Annotated in this window: 9 protein-coding genes and 3 pseudogenes; all 12 read left to right on the forward strand. The window is 43.5% G+C overall.

What is annotated here, in order from left to right:
* Positions 1-55 precede the first annotated feature (55 nt).
* Positions 56-976, forward strand: a pseudogene (gene proS, locus JCM21738_RS01365) (proline--tRNA ligase); the annotation flags it as partial.
* 331 nt (positions 977-1,307) lie between these two features.
* Positions 1,308-5,630 (forward strand): annotated as a pseudogene (locus JCM21738_RS22075) (PolC-type DNA polymerase III).
* Between the two features lie 202 nt (positions 5,631-5,832).
* A pseudogene (gene rimP / locus JCM21738_RS01390) lies at positions 5,833-6,302 on the forward strand (ribosome maturation factor RimP).
* Positions 6,303-6,502: 200 nt separating this feature from the next.
* Positions 6,503-7,612 (forward strand): transcription termination factor NusA, encoded by a 1,110-nt coding sequence (gene nusA / locus JCM21738_RS01395; protein ID WP_023614853.1) that lies wholly within the window; start codon positions 6,503-6,505, stop codon positions 7,610-7,612.
* 16 nt (positions 7,613-7,628) lie between these two features.
* Positions 7,629-7,910 (forward strand): RNase P modulator RnpM, encoded by a 282-nt coding sequence (gene rnpM, locus JCM21738_RS01400; protein ID WP_031307877.1) that lies wholly within the window; start codon positions 7,629-7,631, stop codon positions 7,908-7,910.
* The gene (locus JCM21738_RS01405; protein WP_023614851.1) at positions 7,910-8,212 is read left to right on the forward strand and encodes a YlxQ family RNA-binding protein; all 303 of its coding nucleotides are present in this window, start codon (positions 7,910-7,912) and stop codon (positions 8,210-8,212) included. Before rnpM ends, JCM21738_RS01405 begins: the two co-directional genes overlap by 1 nt.
* A gap of 19 nt (positions 8,213-8,231) precedes the next feature.
* Positions 8,232-10,511, forward strand: coding sequence for a translation initiation factor IF-2 (infB, locus tag JCM21738_RS01410; protein ID WP_023614850.1), 2,280 nt, complete (start codon positions 8,232-8,234; stop codon positions 10,509-10,511).
* Positions 10,511-10,792, forward strand: a complete 282-nt coding sequence (locus tag JCM21738_RS01415; RefSeq protein WP_023614849.1) for a DUF503 domain-containing protein — start codon at positions 10,511-10,513, stop codon at positions 10,790-10,792. Before infB ends, JCM21738_RS01415 begins: the two co-directional genes overlap by 1 nt.
* A gap of 19 nt (positions 10,793-10,811) precedes the next feature.
* Positions 10,812-11,192: a 30S ribosome-binding factor RbfA gene (gene rbfA, locus JCM21738_RS01420; protein ID WP_023614848.1), complete on the forward strand. Its 381-nt coding sequence runs from the start codon at positions 10,812-10,814 to the stop codon at positions 11,190-11,192.
* A 334-nt stretch (positions 11,193-11,526) separates the two neighbouring features.
* Positions 11,527-12,444, forward strand: coding sequence for a tRNA pseudouridine(55) synthase TruB (truB, locus tag JCM21738_RS01425; protein ID WP_023614847.1), 918 nt, complete (start codon positions 11,527-11,529; stop codon positions 12,442-12,444).
* A gap of 87 nt (positions 12,445-12,531) precedes the next feature.
* A complete protein-coding gene (gene ribF / locus JCM21738_RS01430) occupies positions 12,532-13,485 on the forward strand; it encodes a bifunctional riboflavin kinase/FAD synthetase (protein WP_023614846.1) in 954 nt (317 codons plus the stop codon).
* Between the two features lie 122 nt (positions 13,486-13,607).
* Positions 13,608-13,877, forward strand: a complete 270-nt coding sequence (rpsO, locus tag JCM21738_RS01435) for a 30S ribosomal protein S15 (protein ID WP_023614845.1) — start codon at positions 13,608-13,610, stop codon at positions 13,875-13,877.
* The last annotated feature ends 12 nt before the right edge of the window (positions 13,878-13,889 follow it).

The raw sequence follows: 13,889 nt of genomic DNA on the forward strand, positions 1-13,889 counted from the left end.
AATTAACTTCCTGCCCGGACTGCATCGGGCAGGAACATTGTTTATACATACATGCTCCATTGAAGAAGTTTCTTCCTTCCTCAATGTAGAGTCTAAAGATTGCATCGAATCTTTGCTTTTCAAAGAAGATGATCGCTATGTGCTTGTATTAGTGCGTGGAGACCATGATGTGAACGATATAAAATTGAAGAATCACTTTGAGGCTTCAGTTGTTGAACTTGCAGATACAAGGACGACGAAGGAGGTTCTGGGCTGCTCAGTTGGCTCTATTGGGCCGGTCGGAGGAAATAGCGTTGAGGTAATCGCAGACAATGCCGTGCAGGCAGTGGTCAATGGAGTTTGCGGAGAAAATGAAGAATATTACCATTTTACAAATGTCAATCCTGAACGCGACTTCAAGGTTTTAGCCTATACCTACCTGCGCTTCATCAAAGAAGGAAATCCTTCTCCAGATGGGCTGGGAACAATTGTCTTCGCCAAAGGCATTGAAGTCGGACATGTATTCAAGCTTGGCATTAGATATAGTAAGGCAATGAATGCCGAGATCCTTGATGAAAATGGAAGAAAAAAGCCGATGATCATGGGCTGCTATGGAATTGGCGTATCCCGGACAATGGCTGCTGTAGCAGAACAATTCAATGATGAAAACGGCCTAGTATGGCCAACCAACATTTCACCATTCGATGTCCATCTCATTGCGGTGAACATGAAAGACAGCGCCCAGGCAGAATTGGCTCAAGAGCTTTACACAAGCCTGCAGGCAGCAGGAATGGAAGTACTCATGGATGACCGCCAAGAAAGACCTGGAGTGAAATTCGCAGATTCAGACCTGATTGGTTTGCCTGTAAGAGTTACAGTCGGCAAGAAAGCCGGCGAAGGAATCGTCGAAGTGAAAATCCGTAAAAACGGCGAAATGCAGGAAGTGCAAAAAGACGATTTGGCAGTTATTTTGAAGAATATTTTAAAAGAACTATAATTTTAGACAGCGGATCCTAACAGGGTCCGCTTTTTTGGCGATTTTCAAATCCACCTGATTTATAGTCGCATAAAAATTAATAATGCGCCCATAAACAAGAAATCCTCCAAGTTATCGTCATAATAAAGTTCACGATGGAAATTCCTTAAAAGTGTTATCGGCACGTATGCATCGAATTCGCCTTAAATGGTAATATCAAACACAGGTAACGGGACATTCATTTTATGTTATAATAACCTTTGCTATTAATCACGTTTTGATACAATTAAACAAACGGGCAATTTGGCCCGATAGATAGAATTTAAGCTTTTCAGATGGGAGAGAAATAACCATGGGTGATCTTTCTTCAGGGAAAAAAGAAAGATTTCAGCTCCTGCTGCAACAGCTGCAGCTAACAGAAGATGTAATTGTCACTCATTTTCAAAATGCTGAAATTGACAGGGTAGTGATTGAAAAACAGGCAAGGAAATGGCATTTCTTTTTTCAGTTTGAAAGAATCGTTCCTTGTCAGCTGTATAACACATTCAGAGGCAAGCTGGAACAAACTTTCTCACATATCGCGAAAATATCATACTCGGCAAGAGTACTTGAACAGGCAATCAGTGACCAGGAAATCCTTGATTACTGGAAATCTTGCATCAAAGAAATAGATGGCATCGCGCCTCCATTGTTAAAGCTCCTGAATGAACAAGTTCCACAAATACAGGGAACAAAAATCATTTTAACAGCAAGAAATGAAGCTGAAGGACTTGCGCTTAAGCGTAAATACGGAGGCGTTATTGCTGAAATCTACCAAAGCTTCGGTTTTCCGTTGCTGACGATTGATACGGTCGTAAGTGAAGAAAGCTCTTCAGATGAATATGAAAAATTCATGAAGGCAAAAGAGAAGGAAGACCAGGAACGCGGTCTGATGGCAATGATCGAGATGCAGAAGAAGGAAGCTGAACAAGCAAGGGAGATGGATCTCCGCAGGATGGCCCTGTTAATATTGGGCTTACGATTAAGGACGATGCTGACTTCCGCAAACTTGAAGACATCGTTGATGAAGAACGCCGCGTAGCCGTTGAGGGCTATGTATTCTTTGCCGAAACGAAAGAACTTCGCAGCGGCAGGACTCTTTTAACATTTAAAATTACTGATTACACAAGCTCTATCATGGTAAAAATGTTCTCGCGCGATAAAGAAGACGCTGCTATTTACCAGCGTGTTTCAAAAGGAATGTGGCTAAAGGTAAGAGGAAGCATCCAGAACGACACATTCGTCCGCGATCTTGTCATGATTGGAAATGATGTAAATGAAATCAAACCTAAAGGAAGAATTGATTCAGCGCCTGAAGGCGAAAAAAGAGTCGAACTTCACCTTCATTCACCAATGAGTCAAATGGACGCGGTGACTCCTGTCAGCGCACTGGTTGCCCAGGCAGCAAAGTGGGGTCACAAAGCTGTGGCCATCACGGACCATGCAGTCGTGCAATCCTATCCGGAGGCCTTTGGGGCAGGAAAGAAAAATGATATTAAGATTCTGTACGGTGTGGAAATAAACCTTGTTGATGATGGTGTGCCGATTGCCTATAATGACGCGCACAGAGTGCTGGCAGACGATACGTATGTCGTATTCGACGTCGAAACAACAGGTCTGTCAGCTGTATACGATACCATCATTGAACTTGCGGCTGTTAAAATCCGCGGCGGAGAAATCATCGACCGGTTCGAGTCATTCGCAAACCCGCATCACCGTTTGTCCGCGACGACCATCAACCTTACCGGGATTACCGATGACATGGTCCGTAATGCACCCGAAGTAAGTGAAGTGCTGCAAAAGTTCCATGAATGGACAGGCGATAGTGTCCTTGTTGCCCACAACGCATCATTCGATATGGGCTTCCTGAATGTAGGCTATAAGAAAATTGGATTTGGCAAAGCGCCAAATCCGGTTATTGATACACTCGAACTTGGCCGTTTCCTTTATCCAGACCTGAAGAACCACAGATTGAATACTCTGGCCAAAAAATTCGATATTGAATTGACACAGCATCACCGTGCGATATACGATGCCGAGGCTACTGGTTATCTATTGCTCCGGATGCTGAAGGATGCTGCTGAAAAAGGGCTTGAATATCATGACCAGCTGAATGACAATATGGGCCAGGGTAAAGCCTACCAGCGCGCGCGTCCTTACCATGCAACATTGCTGGCTCAGAATGAAGTTGGCATGAAAAATATCTTCAAATTAGTATCAATAGCACATATTGATTACTTTTACCGAGTGCCACGAATCCCGAGGTCTGTTCTAAATAAACACTGTGAAGGCATCTTGATAGGATCGGGCTGTGACAAAGGTGAAGTTTTTGAAGGCATGATGCAAAAAGGGCCAGAAGAGGTCGAAGAAGCAGCACAGTTTTATGACTATCTCGAAGTCCATCCCAAGGCTGTTTACGCACACTTGCTCGAGCTGGAACTAGTGCGGGACCAGAAGGCACTTGAGGATATCATTAACAATATCGTCAAGCTCGGGGAGAAGCTGGAACTGCCAGTAGTTGCTACAGGCAATGTTCACTACCTGAACGAAAATGATAAAATATACCGCAAAATCCTGGTCAATTCCCAGGGCGGCGCCAACCCGCTGAACCGTCATGAGCTTCCTGATGTGCATTTCAGGACAACAAATGAAATGCTTGATGCCTTTAAGTTTCTTGGAGAAGAAAAGGCAAAAGAGATTGTTGTGGAAAATACAAACAAGATTGCTGACATGATCGATGTCATCAAGCCAATCAAGGATGATCTTTACACGCCGAAAATTGAAGGCGCAGATGAAGAAATGCGCAGCATGAGCTATGGAATGGCCCGGAGTATTTACGGGGACGACCTTCCCGGAATCGTTGAGGCGCGTCTTGAAAAAGAATTGAAAAGTATAATAGACAACGGGTTTGCGGTTATCTACCTGATTTCTCATAAACTTGTAAAAAAATCATTAGATGACGGCTATCTTGTAGGTTCACGTGGATCGGTAGGATCTTCCTTTGTAGCGACAATGACGGAAATCACCGAGGTTAATCCACTTCCGCCGCACTATGTATGTCCTAAGTGCAAAAAATCAGAGTTCTTCAACGATGGATCAGTCGGTTCAGGATTTGACCTTCCCGACAAGGACTGTCCGGATTGCGGAATTAGATATAAAAAAGACGGCCATGACATTCCGTTTGAGACCTTCCTTGGTTTCAAAGGGGACAAGGTTCCTGATATCGATTTGAACTTCTCGGGTGAATATCAGCACGTGCACATAACTATACAAAAGTATTGTTCGGGGAGGAATATGTTTACCGCGCGGGAACGATTGGCACTGTCGCAGATAAGACGGCCTATGGGTATGTGAAAGGTTACCAGGGCGATAATAACCTGCAGCTTCGCGGTGCAGAAATCGACCGTCTTGCATCTGGCTGTACCGGTGTAAAACGGACGACTGGCCAGCACCCCGGCGGAATCATCGTTGTTCCGGATTACATGGACATTTTTGATTTTTCGCCAATCCAGTTCCCTGCAGACAGCAGCACATCCGAATGGAAAACAACCCATTTTGATTTCCATTCAATTCACGATAACTTGTTGAAGCTGGATATTTTAGGGCACGATGATCCAACAGTGATCAGGATGCTTCAGGATTTAAGCGGGATCGACCCAAAGACAATCCCGACTGACGACCCTGAAGTCATGAAGATTTTCAGCGGGACAGAATCTATTGGTGTGACTGAACAACAAATCATGTCGAAGACTGGTTCATTGGGTATTCCGGAATTCGGTACGCGATTTGTTCGCCAGATGCTTGAGGATACCAAGCCAACGACATTCTCGGAGCTCGTACAGATATCGGGTCTTTCCCATGGTACGGATGTTTGGCTCGGAAATGCGCAGGAATTGATCCATAATAATATCTGTAACCTTAGCGAAGTAATCGGCTGCCGTGATGATATCATGGTATATCTGATTTACCAGGGACTTGAGCCGGCATTTGCTTTTAAGATCATGGAATCGGTCCGTAAAGGTAAAGGCCTCACAGATGAAATGGAAGAAGAAATGCGCAAGAATAAAGTGCCGGAATGGTATATCGATTCTTGTAAAAAGATCAAGTACATGTTCCCTAAAGCCCACGCGGCTGCTTATGTTTTGATGGCAGTGAGGATTGCGTATTTCAAAGTGCATCATCCGCTTATGTATTATGCGGCATACTTCACGGTCAGGCAGATGACTTCGACGTCGATGCAATGGTCCGTGGTTCAGAGAGCATCCGGGCAGTAATTGAGGAAATCAACGCTAAGGGTCTTGAAGCTTCAACCAAAGAGAAGAACTTGATGACCGTCATGGAACTTGCGCTGGAAATGTGTGAGCGTGGATTTGCCTTCGCTAAAGTCGATCTTTACAAATCGAGCGCGTCGGAATTCATCATCGAAGGCGATAAGCTGATTCCGCCGTTTAATGCGATACCAGGACTAGGGACTAACGCGGCGATTAATATCGTTAAAGCGCGTGGGGAAGGAGAATTCCTGTCTAAGGAAGACCTTCAGCAGCGCGGTAAGATCTCAAAAACTATTCTTGAATACCTGGACAACCATGGCTGCCTTGAGGGCATGCCAGACCAGAACCAGTTATCATTGTTCTAATTTAACTTTTGGAAAGGTAAGCTAGAACTGCCGTTTGTTTGCAATAAATATCTGGTTATGTTATATTTTTATTGGAAATACTAAGGATATCTCTGGCAGATGAGAGTGGGGCAACCCGCTCTTTCTTATTTGTTAGGCACTTTTACGGGGTTAAAAACCAAATAGTGATTAAGTAATGAGGTTGTGTCAAAGGAGGGATTTTATGAGCAAGGTTACCGAAGTTGTGGAAGAGCTAGTAACTCCCATCTTAAATGAAAACGAACTAGAATTGGTAGACATCGAATATGTCAAAGAAGGAAAGAACTGGTTCCTGCGCGTATACATTGATAAGGACAACGGAATTGATATCGAAGAATGCGGCATCGTCAGTGAGCGCCTTAGCGAAAAGCTCGATGCCATTGATCCAATCCCGCATAACTACTTTTTGGAAGTCTCCTCACCAGGTGCAGAACGTCCGCTGAAAAAGGAGAAAGATTATCAAAAAGCAATCGGAAAGAATGTCTTCATTAAGACCTATGAACAATCGATGGGGAAAAGGCTTTTGAAGGGGTCTTGACTGATTACAATGGGGGAACTGTCACTGTCGAAGTGAAGATAAAAACTCGCAAGAAAACAGTCGTCATCCCATTTGATAAGATTGCAAGCGCGAGACTCGCCGTCACTTTTTCATAATCTGTCCAGAAAATATCTTCTAGTTAATTAATCGAAGGATCGTTTCGGACCTGTTGTTTTTAAGCGAAAGTTCAAGCACGCTTAAACATATTCCTTCCCTTTGTGCAGGTGAAAACTTTTAAGGTTTGACTGGTGGACGAGGCAGAGTTTCGAAAAGAGCCTTACAAAGTAGGGTAGTAAAAAAGGGGGATTTATATCTCATGAGCAGCGAATTGATGGATGCTCTTACGATTCTTGAAAAAGAAAAAGGAATTTCCAGGGACATCTTAATTGATGCAATCGAGGCAGCACTTATTTCAGCGTATCGCCGTAACTTTAATCAGGCGCAAAACGTCCGTATTGATTTAAACCTTGGCAATGGTTCCATGCGCGTTTTTGCAAGGAAAGAAGTAGTTGATGAAGTTTTTGATCCGCGTTTGGAAATCTCTTTAGAAGATGCACAGAATATTAATCCGAATTACGTGGTTGAAGATGTAGTTGAACTTGAAGTCACTCCTAAGGATTTCGGAAGGATTGCTGCGCAGACTGCCAAGCAGGTAGTTACTCAGCGTGTCCGTGAAGCAGAGAGAGGAATCATCTACTCTGAGTTCATTGACCGTGAAGAAGATATCATGACAGGTATCGTTCAGCGTCAGGATCCTAAGTTCATCTATGTAAGCTTGGGGAAAATCGAGGCGATCCTGCCAGCGAATGAACAGATGCCGAACGAACATTATAAGCCTCACGACCGCATCAAAGTATTTATCACCAAGGTTGAAAAAACCACTAAAGGTCCACAAATCTTCGTTTCCAGAACCCATCCGGGACTGTTAAAGAGACTTTTCGAGATTGAAGTTCCTGAGATTTATGATGGAACTGTTGAAATTAAATCAGTCGCTCGTGAAGCAGGGGACCGCTCCAAGATCTCTGTTCACTCAGACAATTCAGAAGTGGATCCAGTTGGTTCATGTGTCGGACCTCGTGGAAATCGTGTCCAGGCTGTCGTCAATGAGCTGAAGGGTGAAAAAATCGATATCGTAAAATGGTCTGAAGACCCAGTTGTATTTGTTGCCAATGCGTTAAGCCCATCGAAGGTTCTTGATGTTATTGTCAACGAAGAAGAAAAAGCGACTACGGTTATTGTCCCTGATTACCAGCTGTCGCTTGCAATCGGAAAGCGCGGGCAAAATGCGCGTCTGGCTGCTAAGTTGACTGGTTGGAAAATTGATATCAAAGCAGAAACTGAGGCAAGGGAGACCGGGATTTATCCTCGTGACAATGAGCCGCTTTTAACTGCAGATGACTATTATGAAGATGAAGACATCGATTAAGGTGAGGTGAATGATCGTGAACAGCCGCAAAAAGGTTCCTATGCGAAAATGTGTCGCTACCGGTGAAATGAGACCGAAAAAAGAACTAGTTCGCATCGTTCGCTCCAAGGAAGGGGAAGTCTCCATCGACCTGACAGGCAAGAAATCAGGCCGAGGCGCTTATCTTTCTAAAGATAAAGAAGCAGTGCAATTAGCAAAGAAACGAAATATATTGTCCAAACAGCTTGAAACTCAAGTGGACGATGTAATATACGATGAGTTGAATGACCTCATCGAAAAGGAGAGCAGACTATCCTGATGAACTCAAATCAATGGATGTCATTGCTTGGCTTAGCCAATCGAGCACGGAAAATTATTTCAGGGGAAGAGCTTTCCGTCAAAGAAATCAGAAGCGGGAAGGCGAAGCTCATTTTGCTTTCTGCGGATGCATCCGCAAATACTACAAAAAAGATTACCGACAAGTGCAAATCCTATCATGTGCCTTACAAAGTGGTCCCGGACCGTTACCAGCTTGGCCAGGCGATCGGCAAGGAAGCACGTGTTGTAGTAGCCCTGTTGGACGAGGGTTTTGCAAAAAAACTGTTGACGTTGCTCGATTAATTCTAGCGGGGGTGAAAATATGAGTAAAACACGCGTTTATGAATATGCAAAGAAGCATAATTTATCGAGTAAAGACGTGATTATAAAATTAAAAGAAATGAATATTGAGGTTTCTAACCACATGACTGCCATGGAAGATGAAACGGTGAAGAAGCTTGACGCTATCTATAATAAAAAAGTAGAGAAGCCGCAGCAGCAGAGCCAGCAAAAAGCTCCACAGGGACAGAAACAAGCGCAGAACCGCAATCAAGGCCAAAAACCTAATCAGGGTCAGAATCGCAATCAAACCCAAAATCAGCAAAAAAACAACCAGGCACAGCCGAAAGCCCAGCTTAAGACAACAGCTAGCGCTTTTTCAGACGACGAGCGTCGTGCCACAACTCCTGAAAAGGTGAAAACTTCAGCAGTTGCTAAAAAGCCTGGGAACTCCCAGCCTTTCAACAAAAACAACAAGAACAAGCAAAATAAGAATAGAAACCAGCAAAATCAGAATAAAGGCAGACAGAATCAACAGCAGGCTCCACAACAGCCTAAGAAGGTTAAAGAGCTTCCTTCAAAAATTACTTTCAGTGAATCCTTGACAGTGGCTGAATTAGCCAAAAAGCTTAACCGTGAGCCGTCTGAGATTATCAAGAAGCTCTTTATGCTTGGTGTCATGGCTACGATCAACCAGGATCTTGATAAGGATGCAATTGAACTGATTGCAACTGATTATGGGGTTGAAGTTGAAGAAGAAATCAAGATTGACACAACTGACCTTGAGGTTTACTTCACAGAAGATGATGAAGCATCAATAGTTGAAAGACCATCAGTTGTAACAATTATGGGTCACGTTGACCATGGTAAAACAACCTTGCTTGATTCCATCCGCAACACGAAAGTGACTGCAGGAGAAGCAGGCGGCATCACTCAGCATATCGGTGCTTACCAGGTTGAAGAAAAAGGCAAAAAAATCACATTCCTTGATACACCTGGTCACGCGGCTTTCACAACAATGCGTGCTCGTGGTGCAAAGATTACCGATATCACTATCCTTGTTGTTGCTGCTGATGACGGTGTTAAGCCACAGACTGTAGAAGCATTGAACCATGCAAAAGCTGCCAATGTACCTATTATCGTAGCTGTTAATAAAATGGACAAACCAACTGCAAATCCGGATCGTGTTATGCAGGAGCTAACAGAATACGGACTTGTTCCAGAGGCATGGGGCGGCGAAACAGTTTTTGTTCCTATTTCTGCCTTAACAGGAGAAGGTCTCGATAACCTGCTGGAAATGATTTTGCTAGTTGGTGAAGTTGAAGAATATAAAGCAAATCCTAATCGAAATGCTATCGGTACTGTAATCGAAGCGCAGCTTGATAAAGGCCGTGGATCCGTTGCTACATTGCTTGTCCAGAATGGTACACTGAAGATTGGTGACCCAATCGTAGTCGGAAATACTTTCGGCCGAGTACGCGCAATGGTCAATGATCTTGGCCGCCGTGTCAAGGAAGCTGGCCCTTCAGCTCCTGTAGAAATCACAGGCTTGAACGATGTTCCTCAAGCAGGCGATCGTTTTGTAGTATTCAATGATGAAAAGACAGCCCGCCAGGTTGGAGAAATCCGTTCACAACAGGCTGTACAGGCACAAAGAAGCGAAAAAGCGCGCGTCAGCCTCGACACTTTGTTTGAACATATGAAACAAGGGGAAATGAAAGACCTAAATCTAATTATTAAAGCCGACGTCCAAGGTTCAGTTGAAGCACTTGCAGCAGCATTGCAAAAACTGGAAGTGGAAGGTGTAAATGTAAGAATCATTCACACTGGTGTTGGTGCGATCAATGAGTCTGACATCACGCTTGCGGCAGCTTCTAATGGTATCGTCATCGGTTTCAACGTCCGTCCGGACAATAATGCGAAGCGTGCTGCAGAGTCAGAGAGTGTCGATATCCGACTACACCGCATTATTTACAAAGTGATCGAAGAAATCGAATCTGCAATGAAGGGTATGCTTGATCCGGTTTATGCCGAAAAGGTCATCGGCCAGGCTGAAGTCCGCCAGACTTTCAAGGTATCTAAAATCGGAACGATTGCCGGTTCATATGTTACTGATGGTAAAATCACCCGTGACAGCGGCGTTCGTTTGATCCGAGACGGAGTCGTCATCTTTGAAGGGGAAGTCGATGCATTAAAACGTTTCAAGGATGATGCCAAGGAAGTTGCGCAGGGCTATGAATGCGGTATAACCATTAAAAACTTCAAAGATGTCAAGGAAGGCGACGTCATTGAAGCATATATCATGGAAGAAGTGGAACGTTAATGGTAGTAGGCTTAGCAGCCTGTGAGTGCATCATCTATGATGCTCATTCTCTAAAAGAAAAGAGAGCTGTGCTGCAGCGAATCATCACAAGGCTGAAGCAGAAGTACAATATTTCTGTTTCTGAAGTTGATCATCATGATGTCTGGCAGCGGGCAACAATCGCAGTTGCAGCCGTATCGGCATCGAAGGTGTCAACTGAAAGAGAGCTTCAGAATGCCTTGAAAATGATTGATTCTTTTCCGGAGATCGAACGTACCATCACCGAAATAGAATGGCTTTGATAGAACGAGGTGATTGAAAATGGGTCATAGAGTAAATCGTGTTGGCGAACAAATGAAGAAAGAATTAGGCGATATCATCAGCCGTAAAATCAAGGATCCGCGAGTAGGTTTCGTAACAGTAACGGATGTCCAGGTTACAGGGGATCTTCAGCAGGCAAAAGTGTATATCTCTGTTTTAGGCGACGAACAACAGAGGGAAGACACTCTTAAAGGACTAGCGAAGGCCAAAGGCTTCATCAGGACAGAAATTGGCCAGCGAATCCGCCTGAGAAAGACTCCTGAACTGATCTTTGAATTTGATGAAACGATGGCTTATGGTAATCGTATCAATTCGCTAATCCATGAGTTGCATAGAGAAGAGCAGCCTGGAGAAGACGAGCAAAAAAAGGACAATGATTAAACGGATAGACATAATTGTCTGAACAGTTGATCTTGATATGAAAAATGGATAGACACTGTTGTCTATCCATTTTTTTCGATAAGCTTCGTAAAGACGAAGACGAATAATACATGGCTGTTTTCGTAAAGGTTGTTGTTAAAATCCTAAAGCTGATTTTAAAGTGATAAAAAGCTATTTTGCAGGTCGGTATTAAGTTTGCAAGCTCTTTTTTCATAAAATGCTTTAATTTTTTGTGAAGAAACATAGGTCATTCAATCCTATTTTGCAGCCAATAGCAACAAAGTTTGAGAAAAAAGCCCAATACATATACATGAAAGAATCGAGGTAAAAGAAGATGGAAGGGATTCTGCCTCTATTTAAACCAGCGGGAATGACTTCGCATGATTGTGTGTTTAAACTCAGGAAACTTTTAAGAACGAAGAAGGTCGGGCATACAGGCACACTTGATCCTAATGTGACTGGAGTATTGCTAATTTGCGTTGGCAAGGCGACAAAAATTGCCGAATACATTACAGATGCAGGAAAGGCATATGAGGGTGAAGTCACCCTTGCTTTCACGACCACTACCGAAGATGCTTCAGGCGAGAAGGTTGAGGAAAAGCAAGTGGACAGGACCATAACAAGAGAAGAGGTCCTACAGGTCCTTCAGTCGCTGGAGGGTGAAATTGAACAGACACCACCAATGTATTCAGCTGTAAAAGTAAATGGAAAAAAATTATACGAATACGCGAGGCAAGGGATCGAAGTTGAAAGGCCAACCAGGAAGGTCACTATTTATGGCATAGAGCTCCTTGATGACAGGGGTTCGTTCGAAGGGGAGCAGATTAGTTTTAAATTCCGGGTATCATGCAGCAAGGGCACGTACATCAGGACATTGGCAGTGACAATTGGGGAAAAGTTAGGCTATCCCGCTCATATGTCTTCCCTTGTAAGAATACAATCCGCTGACTTCACTATTGAGGACTGCTATACTTTTGAACAGCTAGAAGAATTGGCTCAAAAAAGCGAGCTGGAAACTGCTCTGCATCCATTGGAAGCAGGTATTTCTTATTTGCCGAAATATCGCATAAATGATAAAGTAGCAGAGAAAGTGAAAAATGGGGCATTGCTTACTATCCCGCAGGATTTTAAGGGAATTGACGGTCCTATTGTAGTAGAAACAGAAGACGAAAAAGCGCTCGCGATCTACAGGGCACATCCAACTAAACTTGGGATGATGAAGCCTGATAAAGTACTAAGAAATGAGCTTTAGACTATCTTTTGCTTATTTTTACAGATAAGCGATTATTGCAATTGTCTTGATAAATGAGCAGCTGGGTCAGAAAAGGTGAGTAATATCGTGGAATTGATTAAGCTAAACCATCCTCATGAATATAAAAGAGAAGACTTTCCAGCGCTGGCTATGGCACTGGGCTATTTTGACGGAGTGCATTTAGGGCATCAGCAAGTCATCAAAGAAGCAAAAAAAGTGGCTGAAGCTAAAGGCCTGAAGAGTGCGGTCATGACATTTGACCCTCATCCTTCTGTAGTTCTTGGCAAGAGCGTCCAACACATAGAATATATAACACCCTTGGATGATAAAACTCGACTAATTGAGGATATGGGGGTGGATTACTTGTTTATTGTCAACTTCTCAATTGTATTTTCAAGTCTTTTGCCCCAGGAATTTGTCGATCAATATATCATCGGTTTGAATGTACACCATGTCGTTGCAGGGTTTGACTATTCTTACGGCAAAATGGGGAAAGGGAATATGGAGACAATCCAGTTCCATTCTAGAGGTAAATTCGATTTTACAGTAGTATCAAAGCTGTCCGCTCAAGAAGAAGAAAAGGTTAGCTCAACATTGATCCGTACCTTTTTAAGGGACGGAAAGGTGGAAGAGATGCCAGCATTGCTAGGGAGATTTTACACCACTAAGGGAACAGTTATAAATGGAGAACGCCGCGGACGCACAATTGGTTTTCCGACGGCGAATGTTCGGATGGAAGACCTGTACATTCTTCCTCCTACAGGAGTTTACGCTGTTAAGATCCAGGTTGAAGGAGCATGGCATGAAGGTGTCTGCAATGTCGGCTACAAACCAACCTTCCACAAGGAGAAAAAGGACAAACCTTCAGTGGAAGTCCATATCTTCAATTTTAATAAAGAGATCTACGGCGAGTCAGCAGCAATAGAGTGGCACCTCCGTCTTAGAAGTGAACGTAAATTCGAGGGAATACAGCAGCTTGTGGCCCAAATCGAAAAAGATAAACAAGAAGCAGTGCTGCACTTTGAAAAAAACAAGGGTTAGACTTGCTTTTTGTGGTAAAAAGATGTATTCTTATTAACGTATCAAAAAAGAACCTTTTCTTGGCAAGTCGAGTCACCGACGCTTGCTCGGTAACAGGGGATTACTAATTGGAGGTGAAACGGATGGCAATCACAAAAGAACGTAAAAATGAACTTATCAACGAATTCAAGACTCACGAAAGTGATACTGGATCTCCAGAAGTTCAAATCGCTGTCCTTACTGCAGAAATCAACACATTGAACGATCACTTGCGCGTTCACAAGAAGGACCACCACTCACGTCGCGGTCTTTTGAAAATGGTAGGTAAGCGTCGTAATCTTTTGACTTACCTTCGTAACAAGGATGTTGCTCGTTACCGCGAGTTAATCAACAAGCTTGGTCTACGTAGATAGTCTGTTAAAGCG

This window comes from Mesobacillus boroniphilus JCM 21738, from assembly GCF_000517385.1.
Lineage (GTDB): Bacteria > Bacillota > Bacilli > Bacillales > Cytobacillaceae > Mesobacillus > Mesobacillus boroniphilus.